At 72.4% G+C, this 22,197-nt stretch carries 5 protein-coding genes and 3 pseudogenes; 5 read left to right on the top strand and 3 right to left on the bottom strand.

The genetic code is table 11. The features are described from left to right. The first annotated feature begins 72 nt into the window (after positions 1-72). The gene (locus ADK67_RS39845; protein ID WP_053721776.1) at positions 73-1,464 is read left to right on the top strand and encodes an amino acid permease; all 1,392 of its coding nucleotides are present in this window, start codon (positions 73-75) and stop codon (positions 1,462-1,464) included. Here the strand turns inward: ADK67_RS39845 and ADK67_RS39840 are convergent. The 3 genes from ADK67_RS39840 to ADK67_RS39830 all read right to left on the bottom strand — a co-directional run bounded on the left by ADK67_RS39840 (position 1,446) and on the right by ADK67_RS39830 (position 3,509). Beyond that, on the bottom strand, positions 1,446-1,994 hold the full coding sequence (locus tag ADK67_RS39840) for a carboxymuconolactone decarboxylase family protein (RefSeq protein ID WP_053721775.1): 549 nt from the start codon (positions 1,992-1,994) through the stop codon (positions 1,446-1,448). The genes ADK67_RS39845 and ADK67_RS39840 overlap by 19 nt on opposite strands. A 123-nt stretch (positions 1,995-2,117) precedes the next feature. Continuing rightward, on the bottom strand, positions 2,118-2,582 hold the full coding sequence (locus ADK67_RS39835; RefSeq protein WP_063797887.1) for a hypothetical protein: 465 nt from the start codon (positions 2,580-2,582) through the stop codon (positions 2,118-2,120). Between the two features lie 15 nt (positions 2,583-2,597). Continuing rightward, positions 2,598-3,509: a hypothetical protein gene (locus ADK67_RS39830; protein WP_053721774.1), complete on the bottom strand. Its 912-nt coding sequence runs from the start codon at positions 3,507-3,509 to the stop codon at positions 2,598-2,600. 482 nt (positions 3,510-3,991) lie between these two features. Between ADK67_RS39830 and ADK67_RS55520 the strand changes: the two are divergent. From ADK67_RS55520 to ADK67_RS54235, 4 genes and pseudogenes are all read left to right on the top strand, one after another. Continuing rightward, a pseudogene (locus ADK67_RS55520) lies at positions 3,992-5,422 on the top strand (beta-ketoacyl synthase N-terminal-like domain-containing protein); the annotation flags it as partial. Positions 5,423-5,584: 162 nt separating this feature from the next. Further along, positions 5,585-9,405 (top strand): annotated as a pseudogene (locus ADK67_RS55515) (acyltransferase domain-containing protein); the annotation flags it as partial. Between the two features lie 3 nt (positions 9,406-9,408). Continuing rightward, positions 9,409-10,416: pseudogene (locus ADK67_RS55510) on the top strand (beta-ketoacyl reductase); the annotation flags it as partial. Between the two features lie 120 nt (positions 10,417-10,536). Then, a partial coding sequence (locus ADK67_RS54235; RefSeq protein ID WP_442974235.1) for an SDR family NAD(P)-dependent oxidoreductase occupies positions 10,537-22,197 on the top strand: 11,661 nt, incomplete at its 3' end.

Raw genomic sequence — 22,197 nt, 5'->3', positions numbered from 1 at the left:
GGGTGATGGCGTGAGCACCGGGGTGCCGGCACTGTCGCGCTGCCCGCGGACCGTGCGACCCCGGAGGACTCCTTGGCGGACCACGCGAACGGCGGGCTGCTCCGGCAGTTGACGAGCCGCCAGATCGGCATGATCTCGCTCGGCGGCACCATCGGCACCGGGCTGTTCCTCGGCTCCAGCCTCGCCATCTCCATGGCCGGGCCGGCGGTCGTGCTCGTCTACCTGGTCGGCGCGCTGGCGGCGGTCGCGGTGGCCTACGCGGTCGCCGAGATGGTGGTCGTGCACCCGGAGGCGGGCGGGTTCGGCGCGGTCGGTGCGCGGTACGCCGGGCCGCTCGTCGGGTACGTGCAGCGGTGGTGCTACTGGGCGACGCAGGTGATCACGGTCGGCGGCGAGGTGGTCGCGGCCGGGCTCTACGTCCGGTACTGGTGGCCGCAGGTGCCGTTGTGGGCGTCGGTGTGCCTGTTCTCGGTGGCGATCCTGGGCGTCAACTTCGCGGCCGTGCGGCTGTTCGGCGAGGTCGAGTACTGGTTCGCGATGATCAAGGTGACGGCGCTGGTCGTGTTCCTCGTGCTGGGCGTGCTGTACGTGGTGTTCGGGCTGCCGGGGCAGGACGCGGCCGGGTTGTCGGCGTGGACCGGGCACGGCGGGTTCATGCCCAACGGCCTGGTGGGCGTGCTGCTGGCGGTCAGCGTGGCGACGTTCAGCTACGGCGGTGTGGAGTCGGTCGCGATGACGGCCGCCGAGTCGCGCAGCCCGGCCCGCGACATCCCGCGCGCGGCCCGCCGGGTGGCGCTGCGGCTGGGGTTGTTCTACGTGCTGGCCACCGGGATCATCGTGGCGATCGTGCCGTGGACCGAAGCGGCGGCGGTCGACGGGGTGGCGGAGAGCCCGTTCGTGGCGCTGTTCGCGTCGATCGGCGTCCCGGCCGCCGCGGGCCTGATGAACCTGGTCATCCTCACGGCCGCGCTGTCCGCCGCGAACACCACGCTGTACCTGGCGTCCAGGACGATGCACTCGCTGGCCCTCGACCGGTACGCGCCGAAGGCCCTCGCCGCGGTGACCGACCGGGGCAGCCCGGTGAACGCGGTGCTGGCGTCGACCGCCGGCCTGGCCGCCGCGGCGGTGGCGGCCGCGCTGTCGCCGGACGCGGCGTTCCCGGTGCTGCTCGGCATCGCGCTGTTCAGCGGCATGGTGGCGTGGATGCTGATCTTCGTGAGCCACCTGGCGTTCCGGCGCGCCCGCCGCGGCCTGCCACCGGCGCCGGTCCGGCTGCCGGGCGCGCCGGTGACGTCGGTGCTGAGCCTGCTGTACGTGGTGCTCGTGGTGGTGGCGACGGCGTTCACCGAGGCGTTCGGCCCGGCGTGGCAGGTCGGCGTGCCGTTCGTGGCGCTGGTGCTGCTGTCCTACCCGCTGGTGCGGCTGCGCCGCCGACGGGCCGCGGACTACACCGAGTCGGTGTAGCCGTGCTCGACGATCCGCCTGGCGGACTCGTCGTACCCGTCCGGGTCGTCCAGCGCGAGCGTGCCGAGGCCGTCGACGTACCGGTTGAACATGCTGAACGCCGCCGCGATCAGCACGGTGTCGTGGATCTCGACGTCGGTGGCGCCGTGCGCGCGGGCCCGGTCGACCAGGTCGATGGTGACCTTGAGGCCGGACTCCCGGGTCGCGGCCGCGATCCGCAGCAGCGCCCGCAGCTTCTCCGACACCGGCGCGGTGTCCAGGTCGGCCCGGACCTGCCGCACCAGGGTCATGCCCTCGTCGAGCTGGGCGGCGGCGAACGCCGAGTGGGAGTCACGGCAGAACTGGCACTCGTTCAGCGCCGACACGTAGGCCGCGATCAGCTCGCGCTCGCCGGCGGGCAGCGAGTTCGGCGCGCGCAGCAGGGCTTCGGCCAACGCGTTGAGGGGCTTGGCGGTCTCGGGCCGGAACCGCATGAGACCCCTGATGCCGGGGTTCAGAGCCTCGTCCACGCCGAGGTCGATGTGCGCCATGCGGTCACGCTAGCCGTTCACCGACCACTCGGGGGGTGATCGGTGAACGGCCGCACTGCGTGATCCCGCAGTAGGACGGTCCGGCCCGCCGCCGTGGGTGCGACGGGTCCGGACGCGGTGGCCTTACTTGGCGTGGCCGCGCAGCGCGAGCAGCACGGCGCCCGTCGTCATGCCGAAGCCGACCACGTGGCCGAACAGGCTGACCCACTGGGCGCCGCCGACCACGAACACCATGTCGCTCATCATCGGGTCGGCGGTCACGCTCAACCACAGCGGCATGACGATCAGGGCGCCGAGGACCCACCAGACGGCGCCGTAGATCATGCTCAGCGCGTAGACGGGCGGCACCATGCCCATGTTGCGGGTCAGGACGCCGAAGCCGGCGCCGGCGATCGCGGAGATCACCATGTGGACGATGAAGCCGACGACGGCGTTCTCGATGCCGATCAGCATGCCGACCATGGGCAGGGCGCCCACGCTGGCCATGAACAGGCCGAACACGAGGCCGCCGGCGAGTCCGGCCAACGCCCCGCTCCGGATGGGGGACACCGACCTCGTGGTCGTCGGGACAGCGATTGTCGCGGACACGATCAGCTCCTCTTGTCAGTTGTAGGGCATGGTCGGGAACCAGCCGATCCCGAAGATCGACGGGACGCGGACGTCCCAGTACACGAGCAGGAACACGCCGAGGGCGATGAGCAGCGCCGCGCTGACCACCGTCGAACGACGGCTGTTGGAGGCGAACCACCGGAGGAACCGGCCCTTGGTGCCGAGCGCCAGCGCGGCGAACACGACCGTGACGAGCAGGACGTTGCCGACGGACTGGAGCACGAACGTGCCCGCGCCGAAGAGCGGGTTGCCGGAGTCGACGGCGGAGCGGAACAGCTTGATGAACATCGGGTAGGGCCGGCCGATGAGGAACGCGCCGACCAGCGCGCCGAGCACCACCACGCGGGCCACCGGCCGACCGCGGAACACGTCGGGCAGCACGCCGAGGGCGGCGAGCCCCAGGTAGGCCATCACCAGCCCGACGACGCCGAACACGACGGCCGACTGCACCAGCCGCACCGGCATTGTGCCGACCATCGCGCTCGACAGCTGCGGCAGGCTCGGCCCGATCAGCACGCCGACCGCGCCGTAGACCGCCGACACACCGACCATGCCCGCGGTGAAGAAGCCCAGCGGGCGCAACAGCGGTCGCACCGTGCCCTGCGTCGACCCACCGGCTTCGCTCATCGGACCGATCGACGCCGCCATGGCGATGTTGCACGCGGTGAACGTGCCCGCGAGCCCCGAGACGAACGCGAACACCAAGCCGGCGGCGGTGCCCGCGATCGAGGCGGTCGCGGCGTCCTCGCCGAGCAGGGCGTTGGCCACGTTCGCGCCGATCACGTGATCGACGAACTCGTAGGACCACAGCACGGACAGCACCACGCCGGCGATGACGCTGCCGACGATCAGCCGTCCTGGTCTGGTGGGTCGGTCGGTCCCGATGACGGGCCGGGCGTGGGCCATGGGCGTTCACCTCGCTGCGGGTCGGTGCGCACTTCGGTCGACTCAATGTCCTGGGCCGCGCCCCCGTCCCACAACTTCCATGCTGCTGTCCTGCGCCGCCGTCCCGCGTCACGCGACCGCCGCCACTCCCCGCAGCGCGACAGGGCCGTTCGGCGCGCGGGAAACACCCGGCGGAACTATCGGGTCATCGTGAATGCCAGTACCGCGGATACCAGCACCAGCGGTGCCGCGCGCGTTGTCGGCGAGTGCGGCGGCATTGAAGCCGAATCACGTCGCCGGTGCCAGTGGCACGATCGGAAACCCGATGCGCGGTCAGCGGGAACGTGATTCGCCGGTAGCCCTGCCGTGCGGCACCGGGGTACGTTCGGGTGGTCCTTTCTCCGCCGCCGGGGAACAACTGCTCGACGTTGCGGTGGTCGCGGGCCGCATTGCTCTCGTCCGGGAACCGCCTCGAATTATCGCGAGCGGAACAGGGTGACCCGATGGGTGGGGAAATGTCTCGTGGGGACGACCGGATCGCGATCGTCGGAATGTCCTGCCGGTTGCCCGGCGCGCCGGACCCGGCCGCGTTCTGGCGGTTGCTGCGCGACGGCGTGGACGCGATCACCGCGCCGCCGCCCGGCCGTGCGGGCGACCTGCCCGCGGGCTTCCTCGACCAGGTCGACGCCTTCGACGCGGCGTTCTTCGGCGTCTCGCCCCGCGAGGCCGCCGCGATGGACCCGCAGCAGCGGCTGGCGCTGGAGCTGGCGTGGGAGGCGCTGGAGGACGCGCGGATCGTCCCCGGCACGCTCGCCGGTGGCCGCACGGGCGTGTTCATCGGCGCGACCTGGGACGACTACGCCACGCTGAGCTACCCGGCGCACGTCACCCAGCACACGATGACCGGCACGAACCGGGGCGTCATCGCCAACCGCGTATCGCACTTCCTCGGCGTGCGCGGACCCAGCCTGACGGTGGACGCGGCCCAGTCGTCCGCGCTGGTCGCGGTGCACCTGGCGGTCGAGAGCCTGCGGCGGGGCGAGACGACGGTCGCGCTGGCGGGCGGGGTGAACCTCAACCTGGCCGCGGGCCGCGAGACCAGCGGGATCGAGTTCGGCGGGCTGTCACCGGACGGCCGCAGCCACACCTTCGACGCCCGCGCCAACGGGTTCGCCCGCGGCGAGGGCGGCGGCGTGGTCGTGCTCAAACCGCTGGCGCAGGCTCTCGCGGACGGCGACCCGGTGCACGCGGTGATCCTCGGCAGCGCGGTCAACAACGACGGCCCGACCCGCAGCCTCACCGTGCCGAGCCCCGACGCGCAGGCCCAGGTCGTCCGCGACGCGTTGACCAGCGCCGACGTCCGCCCGGACGACGTGCAGTACGTCGAGCTGCACGGCACCGGCACCCCTGTCGGCGACCCGGTCGAAGCCGCCGGCCTCGGCGCCGCGCACGCGGGCCGCGCCACCGAGCTGCTGGTCGGCTCGGCGAAGACCAACGTGGGCCACCTGGAGGGCGCGGCGGGCATCGTCGGCCTGCTCAAGACCGTGCTGAGCATCCGCCACCGGGCCCTGCCCGCCAGCCTCCACCACGTCACGCCCAACCCCGACATCCCGTTCGACGCGTTGAAGCTGCGCGTCCAGACGGAGCTGACCCCGTGGCCGCGTGCCGACCTGCCGCTGATCGCGGGCGTGTCGGCGTTCGGCATGGGCGGCACGAACGCGCACGTCGTGGTCGCCCAAGCCCCGCACCGGGAGCCGAACGAGCCCGAGCCCGGGGAGCAGTCCGACGGAGGGCCAGGGCCAGGTCTGGGATCGGTGCCCTGGGTGCTGTCGGGCAAGACCGGGCAGGCGCTGCGGGCGCAGGCCGAGCGGCTGCACGACCACCTCGCCGCACACCCCCACCTGACGTCCGCCGAGGTCGGCCACGCGTTGGCGACCACGCGCACGCACTTCACCCACCGCGCCGTGCTGCTCGGACGGTCGGCGCTCACGGCGCTCGCCGAGGGCCGCCCGGCACCGGACCTGATCACCGGCCGGGCCGCTGACCTGGGCCGGACCGCGTTCGTCTTCCCAGGTCAGGGCGCGCAGTGGGTCGGCATGGGCCGCGAGCTCTACGCGAGCGAGCCGGTGTTCCGGGACAGCATCGACGCCTGCGCCGCCGCGCTCGCGCCCCACACCGACTGGTCGCTGGTCGACGTCCTGCACGGCGACGCGCTGGACCGGGTCGACGTGGTGCAGCCGGCGTTGTTCGCGGTGATGGTGTCGCTGGCCGCGCTGTGGCGGTCGCACGGCGTCGAGCCGGCCGCGGTGGTCGGCCATTCCCAGGGCGAAATCGCCGCCGCACACGTGGCGGGCGCATTGTCGTTGGCCGACGCGGCCCGCGTGGTGGCATTGCGCAGCCGCGCCCTTATCTCATTGGCCGGCCAAGGCGGAATGATTTCCGTCACACTTCCGGTCGACGAGGCCGAACAACTCGTGGCGCGCTGGAATGGCCGGTTGACGGTCGCGGTGGTAAATGCGCCCGGCGCGGTCGTGGTGTCGGGTTCTCCGGACGCGCTGGCCGAGTTGTCGGCGGTGTGCGCGGCGGACGGCATTCGGGCGCGCGCCATTCCGGTGGATTACGCCGCCCATTCGGCGCAGGTGTCCGCCATTCGGCGACGGCTGCTGGACGACCTCGCCGACGTGCGGCCGCGGCCGGGCGACGTGCCGTTCTACTCGGCGGTCACCGGCGGCCTGCTCGACACCGCCGGGCTGGACGCCGACTACTGGTACCGCAACCTGCGCGAGCCGGTCCGGTTCGACCTGGCCACCGCCGCGCTGGCCGCCGACGGCCACGACGTGCTGGTCGAGGTGAGCCCGCACCCGGTGTTGACGCCGACGCTGGACGTCGCGGTGGCCACCGGCACCCTGCGCCGCGACCAGGGCGGCCGGAACGAGTTCCTGGCCGCGTTGGGCCGGGTGTTCGTGGCGGGCGGGCACGTCGACTTCGCGCCCGCGTTCCCGGCGGGCGTCGAGCCGGTCGACCTGCCCACCTATGCGTTCCAACGCCGGCGGCACTGGCTGGGCGACGTCACGCCCGCGGCGCCGGCCGAGCCCGCCGCCGATCGCGCCGACCAACCCGCCGCCGATCCTGCTGACCAGGTCACGGCCGATCCCGCCGAGCACGTGACCGCCGCCATCGCAGCCGTCCTCGGGCACGCCGACGCCGCCGACATCGACCCCACGTTGACGTTCAAGGACCTGGGTTTCGACTCCGTGATGGGTGTCGCGCTGCGCGACCGCATCAACAGCGCGCTCGGCCTGCGGCTGCCGTCCGGGCTGATCTACGACCACCCGACGCCCGCGCAGCTGGTGGCGCACCTGCGTGACGGCGTGGTGGACGTGCCGGACGTCGTGGCGGTGGTGGACGACGACCCGATCGTGATCGTGGGGATGGGTTGCCGGTTCCCCGGCGGCGTGGCGTCGCCGGACGACCTGTGGCGCCTGGTCACCGCCGAGGTCGACGCGATCGGCGACTTCCCGGCCGACCGCGGCTGGGACCTCGGCCGGCTGTACGACCCGGAGCTGCGCAGCGGCGGCACGAGCGCCGTGGCCAAGGGCGGGTTCCCGGGATCTCGCCGCGTGAGGCGGTGGCGATGGACCCGCAGCAACGCCTGGTGCTGGAGACGGCGTGGGAGACGTTCGAGCACGCGGGGATCGACCCGACCTCGTTGCACGGAAGCCGGACCGGGGTGTTCACCGGCATCTGGTCCTCCGGGTACGGGGTCGGCACGCCGGTGCCCGAGGACGTCGAGGGCTACCTGGTCACCGGCACGGCGACGAGCGTGACGTCCGGCCGGGTCGCCTACCACCTGGGGTTGCGCGGACCGGCCCTGTCGGTCGACACGGCGTGCTCGTCGTCGTTGGTGGCGATCCACCTGGCGGCGCAAGCGCTGCGGTCGGGTGAGTGCGACCTGGCGTTGGCCGGCGGTGTCACGGTGATGGCGACGCCGGTCATCTTCACCGAGTTCTCGCGGCAACGCGGGCTCGCACCGGACGGCCGCAGCAAGCCGTTCTCCGCTTCCGCCGACGGTACGAGCTGGGGCGAGGGCGCGGGGTTGGTGTTGCTGGAGCGGTTGTCCGACGCACGGCGGCGCGGACACCGGGTGCTGGCCGTGGTGGCGGGCTCGGCCGTCAACCAGGACGGCGCGTCGAACGGCCTGACCGCGCCGAACGGGCCGTCACAGGAACGGGTGATCCGCCAGGCGTTGGCGAGTGCCGGTCTGTCACCGTCCGACGTGGACGCCGTCGAAGCGCACGGCACGGGCACCACGTTGGGTGACCCGATCGAGGCGCAGGCGTTGCTGGCCACTTACGGTCAGGATCGCGCGGACCCGCTGTGGTTGGGATCGGTGAAGTCGAACATCGGTCATACCCAGGCTGCGGCCGGTGTCGCCGGCGTGATCAAGATGGTGATGGCGTTGCGGCACGGCGTGCTGCCGAAGACGCTGCACGTGGACGAGCCCACACCGCACGTGGACTGGACGGCGGGGGATATCCGGCTGCTCACCGAGCCCGCGACCTGGCCCGACACGGGACGTCCCCGGCGCGCGGCCGTGTCCGCGTTCGGGATCAGCGGCACGAACGCCCACCTCGTGCTCCAGCAGGCCCCGGACGGCACCGCCGCGCAGGTGGGCGACGACCGGACGGTGCCGTGGCTGGTGAGCGCGAAGACCGACGCGGCGCTGCACGCCCAGGTCGAGCGGCTGCGCGCGTACGCGCTCACGCACCCGGACGTGCCGGTCGCCGCGATCGCCGGTGACCTGGCCACCCGTGCCCGCTTCCGGCACCGCGCGGTGCTGGTCGGCGCCGACCGGGCCGAACTGCTCGCCACCCCGCCACCGGCCGCCCCGCCGACGACCACCGACAAGCTGGTGTTCGTCTTCCCGGGTCAGGGTGCGCAGTGGGTCGGCATGGGCCGCGAGTTGTACGCGTCCGAGCCGGTGTTCCGCGATGCAGTGGACGCGTGTGAGCGTGCGTTGGCTCCGCACGTGGACTGGTCGTTGGTGGAGGTGTTGAACGGCGGCACTCTGGATCGGGTCGACGTGGTGCAGCCTGCGTTGTTCGCGATGATGGTGTCGCTCGCAGCGCTGTGGCGTTCGTTCGGCGTCGAGCCGGATGCTGTGGTGGGCCACTCCCAGGGTGAGATCGCGGCGGCGTACGTGGCCGGGGCGCTCTCCTTAGACGACGCTGCGCGTGTAACTGCGTTGCGCAGCAAGGCTTTGGTGGCGATCTCTGGCTTGGGCGGCATGGTGTCGGTGTCGTTGCCGCCGGACGCCGAACTGCTGTCTCGCTGGGGTGATCGGCTGACGGTCGCGGTGGTCAACTCGGCGTCCACGGTAGTGGTGTCGGGTGAGCCGACCGCCTTGGACGAGCTGCTGGAGTTGTGTGAGCGCGAGGGCGTGCACGCACGGCGGATTCCGGTCGACTACGCGGCGCACTCGGCACAGGTGGAAGCGGTCCGGGAGCGGTTGTTGGCCGATCTGGCGGACATCAGCCCGCTACCGGCGCGGATTCCGTTCTACTCCACCGTGTCGGACGGGTTGGTGGAGACGGTTGACGCCGCTTATTGGTATCGGAACTTACGTGAGCCGGTGCGGTTCGATCGCGCTGTCGAGGCGTTGACGGCTGCCGGTCACGACGTGTTCGTCGAGGTCAGCCCGCACCCGGTGTTGGTGCCGACGCTGGACGTCACGGTCGCCACCGGCACCCTGCGCCGGGACCAAGGCGGGGTCGCGGAGTTCCTCACGGCGGCCGGACGGCTGTTCGTCGCCGGTGTGGACGTCGACTGGACGCCCGCGCTGCCGACTGCCGGTGGCGCGGACCTCCCGACCTACGCCTTCCAGCACGAGCAGTACTGGCTCACGTCCGCCGCACCGGTCGTGGACCCGTGGCGGTACGAGGTCGCGTGGGCACCCGTGACGCCCACTTCGGCCCCGGCCGGACGGTGGCAGGTGCTGCGGCCCGACGGCGAGCACCCGTGGGTCGACGCGGCGGTCGAGGCGTTGCGGGACAGCGGTGTCGAAGTGGTCGACACGGCGGACCGGGTGGACGGTGTGCTGTCGTTCCTGGCGTTGGACGAGTCGCCGCACCCGGACCACCCGGCCGTGCCCGTCGGCTTGGCGCGGACGTTGGCCGCCGTCCGGGACCTCGACGCCCCGCTGTGGTGCGTGACCAGTGGCGCGTTCGGCGATCGTCCGCAGCAGGCGCTGGTGTGGGGACTGGGCACGTCGGCCGCACTGGAGTTCCCCGACCGGTGGGGCGGGCTCGTCGACGTCCCGGCCGTGCCGGACGCGCTGAGCGTCCGACGCCTGCTCGCGGCGATCGGCGGCCGGGAAGACCAGGTGTCGATCCGCACCGAGGGCGTCTTCGCCCGCAGGCTGCGCCGCGCCAAGCCGACCCCGCCGGTCCGGACGTGGCGGCCCGAAGGCACCACCCTGATCACGGGCGGCACGGGTGCGCTGGGCGCTCAGGTGGCCCGGTGGCTCGCCGGGCAGGGTGCCGAGCACCTGGTGCTGGTCAGCCGGGGTGGGCCGGACGCTCCCGGCGCGGCCGAACTCCGGGCAGAACTCACCGCCACCGGCACACGCGTCACGGTGGCCGCGTGCGACGTGGCGGACCGGGCCGCGCTGGCGGCGTTGGTGGCCGAGGTCGGCGACGTCAGGTCGGTGTTCCACACGGCGGGCGTGATCAGGTCCGGTCGGCTGGCCGACGACGACGTGGCCGGGTTCGCCGACGTGATCGCCGCCAAGGTCGCCGGCGCGACGCACCTCGCCGACCTGCTGCCCGACCTCGACGCGTTCGTGCTGTTCTCGTCGACGGCCGGGGTGTGGGGCGACGGGCACGGCGCGGCCTACGCGGCGGGCAACACGTTCCTCGACGCCCTCGCCGCACGGCACCGCGCCCTGGGCAGGCCGACCACGTCGGTGGCTTGGGGCATCTGGGCCGAAGGCGGCATGGCGGCGTTGGAGTCCGTGCAGCGGCAACGACGGCTGCTCGGCCTGGGCGAGATGCCGTCCGGGCGTGCGCTGGCCGCGTTGCGGGACGTGCTCGACCAGGACGTGCCCCACGCCGTGGTCACCCCGGTCGACTGGGCGGAGTTCGCGCCCGCCTACACCCGCGTGCGGCCGAGCAGGCTGCTCGCCGACCTGCCCGAGGCCCAGGTCCGGGAGGAGCCGGCCGAGCCGGGCGTGACGTCCGGTGTGGACGTGCTCGACGTGGTCACCACCCACACGGCGGCCGTGCTGGGGCACGCCTCGCCGGAGGCGATCGACACGCGCCAGGCGTTCAAGGACCTCGGCTTCGACTCGCTGACCGCCGTCGAACTGCGCAACCGGCTCACCACCGCGTTGGGTCGGCGGCTGCCGTCCACGCTGGTCTTCGACCACCCCACGCCCGAACGGCTCGCCGCACACCTGCGCGGGAAGAGCGCGACGCCGGCTGTCACGTCCGCGGTGGCGACCGACGAGCCGATCGCGATCGTCGGCATGGGCTGCCGGTTCCCCGGTGGCGTCGAGTCGCCGGACGACCTGTGGCGGCTGGTGTCCGAGGGCGTCGACGCCATCGGCGGGTTCCCCGACGACCGCGGCTGGGACCTGGACCGGCTGTTCGACCCCACGTCGGCCCGGCCGCGCACGTCGTCCACCCGGCACGGCGGGTTCTTGGCTGACGCGAGCGGGTTCGACGCGGCGTTCTTCGGGATTTCGCCGCGTGAGGCGTTGGCGATGGATCCTCAGCAGCGGGTGTTGTTGGAGACGGCCTGGGAGGCGTTCGAGCACGCGGGGATCGACCCGACGTCGTTGCAGGGCAGTCAGACGGGGGTGTTCACCGGCATCTGGTCCACCGGGTACGCCGCCGGACCGATTCCGGACGACCTGGAGGGCTACCAGGTCACCGGGACGGCGACCAGCATCGGCTCCGGTCGCCTCTCCTACCTCCTCGGCCTGGTCGGACCGGCGTTGTCGCTGGACACCGGGTGCTCGTCGTCGCTGGTCGCGCTGCACCTGGCCGCGCAGGCGCTGCGGTCCGGCGAGTGCGATCTCGCGCTGGCCGGAGGGGTCACGGTCAACGCCTCGCCGTCGTTGTTCACCGAGATGTCCCGGCAGGGCGCGAGCGCGCCGGACGGACGCAGCAAGTCGTTCGCCGCCGCCGCCGACGGCGCGGGCTGGTCCGAGGGCTCGGGTCTGCTGCTGCTGGAACGGCTGTCCGACGCCCGCCGCAACGGCCATCACGTGCTGGCGGTCGTGCGGGGGACCGCCGTCAACCAGGACGGCGCGTCGAACGGGTTGACCGCGCCGAACGGGCCGTCGCAGGAGCGGGTGATCCGGCAGGCCCTGGCGAACGCCGGCCTGAAACCGTCCGATGTGGACGCGGTGGAGGCGCACGGGACCGGCACCACGTTGGGTGACCCGATCGAGGCGCAGGCTGTGTTGGCGACTTATGGTCAGGAGCGTTCGGAGCCGTTGTGGTTGGGTTCGGTGAAATCGAACATCGGTCATACCCAGGCTGCGGCGGGTGTCGCCGGTGTGATCAAGATGGTGATGGCGTTGCGGCACGGTGTGCTGCCGAAGACGCTGCACGTGGACGAGCCCACACCACACGTGGACTGGGAGGCCGGGAATGTCCGGCTGCTGACCGACTCCGTTGCCTGGCCCGAGACCGAACGTCCCCGGCGGGCGGCGGTGTCCGCGTTCGGGATCAGCGGCACGAACGCGCACACGATCATCGAGCAGGCACCCGAGGCACCTCGGGCGGAGGAGGCGGAGCCGCTCTGGTTGTTGTCGGCCAAGACACCGGAGGCGCTGCGTGACCAGGCGCGGCGGCTGCGTGACTTCGTTGCCGAACGTCCGGGCGAGCGTGCTGAGGTCGGTCGTGTTCTGGCTGGTCGGGCTCGTTTTGATCACCGTGCGGTGGTGTTGGAGCCGGCGGCTTTGGGTGCGTTGGCGGAGGGTCGTGAGCATCCGGGTCTGGTGACGGGCACGGCGTCTCCGCTCGGGAAGTCGGTGTTCGTCTTCCCTGGCCAAGGTGCGCAGTGGGTCGGCATGGGTCGTGACCTGTACGCGTCGGAGCCGGTGTTCCGTGACGCGGTGGACGCGTGTGAGCGTGCGTTGGCTCCGCATGTGGACTGGTCGTTGGTGGAGGTTCTGAACGGCGGTGATCTGGGCCGGGTCGACGTGGTGCAGCCGGCGTTGTTCGCGATGATGGTGTCGTTGGCGGCGTTGTGGCGGTCACACGGTGTCGAGCCGGATGCTGTGGTGGGTCATTCGCAGGGTGAGATCGCGGCGGCGTATGTGGCCGGGGCGCTGTCGTTGGAGGATGCGGCGCGCGTAACTGCGTTGCGCAGCAAGGCTTTGGTGGCGATCTCTGGCTTGGGCGGCATGGTGTCGGTGTCGTTGCCGCCGGACGCCGAGTTGTTGTCGCGCTGGGGTGATCGGCTGACGGTCGCGGTGGTGAACTCGGCGTCCACGGTGGTGGTGTCGGGTGAGCCGACGGCGTTGGACGAGCTGCTGGAGCGGTGTGAGCGCGAGGGCGTGCACGCACGGCGGATCCCGGTGGACTACGCGGCTCACTCGGCCCAGGTCGAGGCGATTCGGGAGCGATTACTCGCCGATCTGGCCGACATCACGCCGAGGCGTGGCCGGGTGCCGTTCTACTCGACGGTGACCGGCGAGCCGGTCGAGACCGTCGATGCGGCCTACTGGTACCGGAACCTGCGTGAGCCCGTCCGGTTCGACTGGGCGACGGCGGCGCTGCTGGACGCCGGGCACGACGTGTTCATCGAGGTCAGCCCGCACCCGGTGCTGGTGCCCGCGCTGGACGTCACGGTCGCCACCGGCACTCTCCGCCGGGATCGGAGCGACTTCCGCACCGCGCTGGCGACCCTGGTCGTGAGCGGCTTCCCGCTACCGAGGCCAGCGTCGGGCCGGATCGCCCTGCCGACCTACCCGTTCCAGCGGACGCGCTACTGGCTCCTGCCGAGCACGGCGGACTCCGCGCTGGGGCACCCGCTGCTGGACGCGTCCGTGGAACTGCCGGACGACCAAGGTGCCGTGCTGACCGGACGCCTCTCGACCCGCACGCACCCGTGGCTGGCCGACCACGCCGTCAACGGCACGGTGCTGCTGCCCGGCACGGCGTTCGTGGAACTGGCCGCCGAAGCCGGACGCACGCTGGGCTGCCCGGTCGTCGCGGACCTGGTGCTGCACGTGCCGCTGACCGTGACCGAACGCCCGGCGCACGTCCAGGTGTCCGTGGGCGCGCCGGACGACGCGGACCGCCGACCGGTCACCGTGCACTCGCGGGTCGACGGCGAGTGGGTCCGCCACGCCTCCGGCACGCTCGACCGCGCTCAGGCCCCGACCACCTCGGCGTGGCAGCCCGAGGGCGAGCAGGTCGACCCGGACGGCTTCTACGACTACCTCGCCGACCTGGGTTACGAGTACGGTCCGGCGTTCCGGGGCGTGCGGGCGCTGTGGCGCGGCGAGAACGAGGTGTTCGCCGAGGTCCAGGTGCCGGACGGGGTCAAGTTCGGCCTGCACCCGGCCCTGCTCGACGCCGCGCTGCAACCCGTGATCCTGCTGCACCCGGACACCCGTGTGCGCCTGCCCTTCTCCTTCACCGGCATCGCCGTGCACACGACGGGCGTCTCGGCGGCCCGCGTTCACCTGTCCCGCACCGGCCCGGACGCGTACACGGTCACGTTGACCGACCTGGCGGGCGCGCCGGTGGCGACGATCGACACGCTGACCGTGCGGCCGGCCGCCGAGCCCACGACGACGCTGCTGCGCGCCGAATGGGTGCCTGCGGTGGAGTCCACCCCGGTGCCCGTCCGCCTCGCGCCCCTGCTGGCCGGTTCGGCGGACGCCGAGTCCGTGCACGCGCTCACCCAACGGGCGCTCGGCCTGGTGCAGGAGTTCCTGGCATCGGACGAGCAGGCGCGCTTGGTCGTGCCTACTCGCGCGGACGATCCGGCGGGTGCGGCGGTTCGGGGGTTGGTCCGCAGTGCGGCGGCCGAGCACCCGGGCCGGGTCGTGGCGGTGGAGCTGGACCGCGACGCGACCGTTACGCAGGCGGCGGATGCGGCGGCCGTGGCGGACGACGAGGTGGAGCTGGCGATCCGCGGCGGCGCGGTCCTGGTGCCGCGGCAGGTGCCGTTCAGGTCGCGGCCGACGTCGGTCGACGGGCCGTGGCGGCTGGTCGAGTCGGGCACCGGCAGCTTGGCCGACCTGGCGTTCGCGGAGGTGGCCGAGTCGCCGTTGGAGCCGGGCCAGGTGCGGCTCGGGGTGCGTGCGGCCGGGGTGAACTTCCGGGACGTGCTCATCGCGCTGGGGATGTACCCGGACGCGGCCTTGTTGGGTGGCGAGGCGGCCGGGACGGTCCTCGAAGTCGGGCCCGGCGTCACGAGGTGGCAGGTGGGGGACCGGGTGCTGGGCCTTGGGTCCGGCACGTTCGGGCCACGTGCCGTCGCCGACCAGCGGGTGCTCGCGCCGGTCCCGGACGGCTGGTCGTTCGCGCAGGCCGCGGCGGTGCCGGTGGCGTTCCTGACCGCGTGGCACGGGCTGGTGGACCTCGGACGTGTCGGGCCGGGTGACAGGGTGTTGATCCACTCCGGCGCGGGTGGGGTCGGCACGGCGGCGATCCAACTGGCGCGGCACCTGGGTGCGGAGGTGTTCGCCACGGCGAGCCCCGGCAAGTGGGACGCGTTGCGGGCGTTGGGTTTGGCGGACGACCACATCGCGTCGTCGCGGACGTTGGAGTTCGAGCAGCGGTTCCCGCGCGTGGACGTGGTGCTGAACTCGTTGGCCGGCGAGTTCACCGACGCGTCCCTGCGGCTGCTCGCGCCCGGCGGCCGGTTCGTGGAGATGGGCAAGACGGACGTCCGGGTCCTCGAAGGCGTCGACTACCGGGCGTTCGACCTCAACGACGCCGACCCCGCTCACCTGGGTGACGCGCTGGGCGAGGTGCTGCGGCTGTTCGGCGCCGGCGTGCTGCGGCTGCCGCCGATCGCCACGCACGACGTGCGGCGCGCGGTGGACGCGTTCCGGCTGATGAGCCAGGCCGGGCACGTCGGCAAGCTGGTGCTCACCGTGCCCCACCTCGCCGACGGCACCGTGTTGATCACCGGTGGCACGGGGACGCTGGGCCGTGCGGTGGCCGAGCACTTGGTCGTGCGGCACGGTGTGCGGCGGCTGGTGCTGGTCAGCCGGAGTGGTGGTGAGGTTCCGGAGTTGGACGCGGACGTGCGGGTGGTTGCGTGTGACGTGTCGGATCGTGGGCAGGTCGCGGAGTTGGTGGCGTCGATCCCGGATCTGACCGCCGTGGTGCACGCGGCCGGTGTGCTGGACGACGCCGTGGTGCAGGGCCTCACCCCCGAACAGCTGGACCGCGTGCTGCGGCCCAAGGTGGACGGCGCCTGGCACCTGCACGAGCTGACCGGTGACCTGGACGCGTTCGTGCTGTTCTCCGCCGCCGCGGGCGTCCTGGGCAACGCCGGGCAAGCCAACTACGCCGCCGCCAGCTCCTACCTGGACGCCCTGGCCCGGCACCGGCACGACCTCGGCCTGCCCGCCGTCTCGATGGCGTGGGGTTACTGGGCCGAGGCGTCCGGCATGACCGCGCACCTCACCGCGACCGACCGGGAGCGCTTCGCCCGTGCCGGCATCACGCCGATGACGACGGAGCAGGCGCTGGCGCTGTTCGACGCCGCGCTGGCCAGTGGACAACCCGCGTTGACGACCGCGCACCTGACCACCCGGGCACCTCGCGCGCTCCCGCCGCCCGCCGCACCCGCAACCGACCTGCTCTCCCTCGTCACCACGCACACCACGGCCGTGCTCGGGCACACCGACGCCTCGGCGATCAACCCACGGCTGGCGTTCCGCGACCTCGGGTTCGACTCGCTGACCGCCGTGGAGCTGCGCAACCGGCTCGCCACGGCGACCGGCCTGCGCCTGCCCGCGACGCTCGTCTTCGACCACCCGACGCCTGAGGAACTGGTCGAGCACCTGCGGCTGGAGCTGACGGGCACGCGTCCGGAGATCGAGGCGCCGGTCGTGCGGGCGGTGGACGGCGACCCGATCGTGATCGTGGGCATGGGGTGTCGGTTGCCGGGTGGTGTGGAGTCGCCGGACGACTTGTGGCGGCTGGTGATGGATGGGGTCGACGCGATCACGGACTTCCCGACCGACCGGGGTTGGGATTTGGACCGGCTTTACCACCCGGATCCTGATCACGCGGGGACGAGTTACACCCGTTCCGGTGGGTTTCTGGCTGATGTGGCGGGGTTCGACGCGGACTTCTTCGGGATCTCGCCGCGTGAGGCGTTGGCGATGGACCCGCAGCAACGCGTGCTCCTGGAGACCGCCTGGGCGACCATCGAGCACGCGGGCATCGACCCGACCTCGTTGCGGGGGAGCCAGACGGGCGTGTTCACCGGCCTGTGGTCCTCGGGGTACGGGGGCGTGGTCGACCAGGCTCCGCGTGACGCCGAGGGCTACCTGGCGACCGGCATCTCACCGAGCGTCACGTCCGGCCGCGTCGCCTACCTGCTGGGATTACGCGGCCAGGCGGTGTCGGTGGACTCCGCGTGTTCGTCGTCGCTGGTGGCGATGCACTTGGCCGCGCAGGCGTTGCGGTCGGGGGAGTGCGACCTGGCGTTGGCCGGTGGCGTCACGGTGATCGTGAACCCGTTGGGGTTCACCGAGTTCTCGCGTCAGCGCGGGCTGGCGGCGGACGGTCGGTGCAAGCCGTTCTCGGCTGCCGCCGACGGCACGAGCTGGGGTGAGGGCGCGGGGTTGGTGCTGCTGGAGCGGCTGTCGGACGCTCGTCGCAACGGCCACCGCGTGTTGGCTGTGCTGGCTGGTTCGGCGGTGAACCAGGACGGCGCGTCGAACGGGTTGACCGCGCCGAACGGGCCGTCGCAGGAGCGGGTGATCCGGCAGGCGTTGGCGAGTGCCGGTCTGGCACCGTCCGAAGTGGACGCTGTAGAGGCGCACGGCACGGGCACCACGTTGGGTGACCCGATCGAGGCGCAGGCGTTGTTGGCGACGTATGGCGCGGAGCGTGCGGAGCCGTTGTGGTTGGGGTCGGTGAAGTCGAACATCGGTCACACGCAGGCGGCGGCGGGTGTCGCCGGTGTGATCAAGATGGTGTTGGCGCTCCAGCACGGGCGGTTGCCGCGAACGCTGCACGTGGACGAGCCGACACCGCACGTGGACTGGACGGCCGGCGACATCCGGCTGCTGACGGACAGCGTGCCGTGGCCGGAGGTTGATCGCCCACGTCGGGCGGGTGTGTCGTCGTTCGGGGTCAGCGGCACGAACGCCCACGTCATCATCGAACAGGCGCCCGAGACCGCCGTCGAGCCGAGCGGGGACGTCGGTCAGGTGCCGTGGGTGGTCACGGGCAAGTCCGAGCGGGCGTTGCGCGACCAGGCACGCAGGCTCGTCCGGGCCGTCGCTGACGCCGACGCGTCCGCCGTGGCCCGCGTTCTGGCTGGTCGGACGCGTTTCGATCACCGTGCGGTGGTGTTGGAGCCGGCGGCTTTGGATGCGTTGGCGGAGGGTCGTGAGCATCCGGGTCTGGTGACGGGCACGGCGTCTCCGCTCGGGAAGTCGGTGTTCGTCTTTCCGGGTCAGGGTGCGCAGTGGGTCGGGATGGGCCGGGAGTTGTACGTGTCGGAGCTGGTGTTCCGCGACGCGGTGGATGCGTGTGAGCGTGCGTTGGCTCCGCATGTGGACTGGTCGTTGGTCGAAGTGTTGAACGGCGGTGAGCTGGATCGGGTTGATGTGGTGCAGCCGGCGTTGTTCGCGATGATGGTGTCGTTGGCCGCGTTGTGGCGTTCGTTCGGTGTTGAGCCGGATGCCGTGGTGGGTCATTCGCAGGGTGAGATCGCGGCGGCGTATGTGGCTGGGGCGCTGTCGCTGGAGGACGCCGCGCGGGTGGTTGCGTTGCGCAGCAAGGCGTTGGTGGCGATTTCCGGTTTGGGCGGCATGGTGTCGGTGTCGTTGCCGCCGGACGCCGAACTGCTGTCTCGCTGGGGTGATCGGCTGTCGATCGCGGTCGTCAACGCGGCGGACTCGGTGGTCGTGTCCGGCGAACCGGCGGCGCTCGCCGAACTCGTGGCGGCGTGCGAGGTCGACGGCATTCGGGCCCGCGTCCTGCCGGTGGATTACGCGGCGCACTCGGCGCAGGTGGAAGCGGTTCGGGAGCGGCTGCTGGCGGATCTGGCGGACATCAGCCCGTTGCCGGCGCGGATTCCGTTCTACTCCACCGTGTCGGACGGGTTGGTGGAGACGGTCGATGCCGCTTACTGGTATCGGAACTTGCGTGAGCCGGTGCGGTTCGATCGGGCTGTCGAGGCGTTGACGGCTGCTGGCCACGACGTGTTCATCGAGGTCAGCCCGCATCCGGTGTTGGTGCCGACGCTGGACGTCACGGTCGCCGGTGGCACCCTGCGCCGGGACCAGGGCGACTTCACCACCGCTGCCGCACGCCTGTTCGTCGCCGGTGTGGACGTCGACTGGCCGGTGCCCGCGACCGGTCACGTCGACTTGCCCACGTACCCGTTCCAGCACGACCGCTACTGGCTGGCTCCCGTGCCGGGCTCGGGCGACGTGACCGCGGCCGGTCTCGACTCGACCGACCACCCGCTGCTCGGCGCGGCCGTGGAGCTCGCGTCCGGGCACGGTGTCGTGCTCACCGGGCGGCTGTCGACGGCCACCCAGCCGTGGCTGGCCGATCACGCCATCCACGGCACGGTGCTGCTGCCGGGCACCGGTTTCGTGGAACTCGCCCTGCGGGCGGGCGCCCAGGTCGGTCGGCACGTGCTGGACGAGCTGCTGCTGGAAGCCCCGATGGTGCTGCCCGCGCAGGACCCCGTGCTGGTCCAGGTCGTGGTCGACGGCACGGCGGTCGCCATCCACTCCCGGGTCGACGGCGACTGGATCCGGCACGCCACCGGCACGCTCGGCGTCGACACGCCCGCGGCGCGTGAGCTGGAGTGGCCGACGGACGCCGAACCGGTCGACCTGACCGGCTTCTACGACGACCTCGCGGCCCGCGGCTACGAGTACGGCCCGGCGTTCGAGGGCGTGCGGGCGGTGTGGCGGCACGGCGACGAGCTGTACGCCGAGGTCGCCTTGGACACCCGTGACGGGTTCGACCTGCACCCCGCGTTGCTCGACGCCGCGTTGCAGCCGCTCACGCTGGTCGCGGCGGGTCGGCTGCCGTTCTCGTTCGCCGGCGTCGCCGTGCTGAAGACGGGCGTGACGGCGGCGCGCGTCCGCCTGACGCCGACCGGGCCCGAGACCTACCGGGTCCTGCTCACCACCGCTGCGGGTGAGCCCGTGGCCGTGGTCGACGCGCTGACCGTGCGGCCGATGACGGCGGACTTCGAGACCCGCGACAACCGGGTGTTCCGCCTCGACTGGGTTCCGGTGACGGGTGCATCCGAAGAGACCGCCGTGCACCACGTGGTCAGTGCACCGGGAGCCGACCCGGTGGTGGCCGCGCACACCCTGACCGCCGAGACGTTGGCCGTTCTCCAGGACTTCCTGCGCACGTCGGACGACGGGAAGCTCGCGATCGTCACGCGCGGTGCGGCGGGCCCGGGTGAGGTGACCGACCTCGCCGCCGCCGCGGTCTGGGGGTTGGTGCGGGCGGCCGAGGCCGAGCACCCCGGCCGGTTCGCCCTGGTCGACGTGGACGACGACGGCGAGGTCCGGGTGCCTGCCGACGAGTTCCAGGTGGCGGTCCGCGGTGACGCGGTGCTCGCGCCCCGGCTGAACCGGGCGTCGGGCTCGACCGGCGCGCTCGACCTCGACGGCACCGTGCTGATCACCGGCGGCACCGGCACGCTCGGGTTGTTGGTGGCGGAGCACCTGGTGGCACGGCACGGCGTGCGGCGACTTGTGCTGCTCAGCCGTCGCGGCGGCGACGTGGAGATCGAGGGCGCGGACGTGTCGGTGGTCGCGTGCGACGTGACCGACCGGGCCGCGCTCGCCGACGTGCTCGCGACGATTCCCGACCTGTGCGCCGTCGTGCACGCGGCCGGGGCGCTGGACGACGCCGTGGTGACGTCGCTGACCCCCGAACGCCTGCACGACGTGCTGCGGCCCAAGGTGGACGCCGCGTGGCACCTGCACGAGCTGACCCGTGACCTGAAGGCGTTCGTGCTGTTCTCGTCGGCGGCCGGGGTGCTCGGCGGCGCGGGCCAGGGCAACTACGCCGCCGCCAACGCGTTCCTGGACGCGCTCGCGACCCACCGGCACGCGCTGGGCCTGCCCGCCGTGTCGCTGGCGTGGGGGCAGTGGGCGCAGGCCAGCGGCCTGACCGGGCACCTCACCGAGGCCGACCAGCGACGCCTGGAGCGGTCCGGGATCGTGCCGATGTCGACCGCGCACGCGTTGGCGTTGTTCGACGCGGCCCTGGCCGACGGCGCTCCCACGGTGGTGCCCGCCCGGCTCGACCTCACCGCGCCGTCGTTGCGCGGGTTGACGCGGCGGGCCCGCCGGATCGCCGACACCGACCTGGCGCGACGGCTCGCGTCGCTGCCCGAGGCCGAGCAGCGGACCGTGGTGCTCGACCTGGTCAGCACGCACACCGCCGTGGTGCTGGGTCGCACCGACGGGGTGGCGGCGCACCGGGCGTTCAAGGACCTGGGGTTCGACTCGTTGACGGCGGTGGAGCTGCGCAACCGGCTGGCCGCGGCGCTGGGCGTGAAGCTGCCCGCCACGCTGACGTTCGACCACCCGACACCGACCGCGCTCGCGGCCCACCTGCGCGGCCTCCTGCTCGGGCGGGAACGCCCGGTCGTCGCGCCGGTCGCCGTGGCCGCCACCGACGACCCCGTCGTGGTGGTCGGCATGGCGTGCCGGTACCCCGGTGGTGTCGGTTCGGCGGCGGACCTGTGGCGGCTGGTCACCGACGGTGTCGACGCGATCGGCGACTTCCCGGCCGACCGCGGGTGGGACCTGGACAAGCTCTACGACCCGGCGGGTGGGCCCGGCACCAGCTACACGCGTTCGGGTGGTTTCCTCCGTGAGGCGGCCGAGTTCGACGCGGCGTTCTTCGGGATCTCGCCGCGTGAGGCGTTGGCGATGGACCCGCAGCAACGCGTGCTGCTGGAGACCGCCTGGGCGACCATCGAGCACGCGGGCATCGACCCGACCTCGTTGCAGGGCAGTCGGACGGGCGTGTTCACCGGCATCTGGTCGTCTGGGTACGGGGTCGGCACGTCGGCGCCCGACCTGGAGGGCTACCTGTCAACCGGCACGGCCACGAGCGTGACGTCGGGTCGGGTGTCGTACCTGCTGGGGCTGGAAGGTCCGGCGTTGTCGGTGGACACGGCGTGCTCGTCGTCGTTGGTGGCGATCCACTTGGCGGCGCAGGCGTTGCGGTCGGGGGAGTGCACGCTGGCGTTGGCCGGCGGGGTGACGGTGATGGCGACGCCGTCCGGGTTCGTGGAGTTCTCGCGGCAGCAGGGGTTGGCGGCGGACGGGCGGATCAAGTCGTTCGCGGACGCCGCCGACGGCACGAGCTGGTCGGAAGGCGCTGGGTTGGTGCTGCTCGAACGGTTGTCGGATGCGCGTCGGTTGGGTCATCGGGTGTTGGCGGTGGTGCGCGGCAGCGCGGTGAATCAGGATGGTGCGTCGAATGGGTTGACTGCGCCT

Origin of the sequence: Saccharothrix sp. NRRL B-16348, from assembly GCF_001280085.1 — a bacterium.
Lineage (GTDB): Bacteria > Actinomycetota > Actinomycetes > Mycobacteriales > Pseudonocardiaceae > Actinosynnema.
Note: the sequence above shows the minus strand (reverse complement) of the source record. Positions and strands in the feature narration are given on the sequence as shown.

Bases quoted from the DNA above. Each gene is read 5' to 3' on its own strand.
- ADK67_RS39840 (WP_053721775.1), bottom strand. From the start codon at position 1,994: ATGGCGCACATCGACCTCGGCGTGGACGAGGCTCTGAACCCCGGCATC.
- ADK67_RS39830 (WP_053721774.1), bottom strand. From the start codon at position 3,509: ATGGCCCACGCCCGGCCCGTCATCGGGACCGACCGACCCACCAGACCA.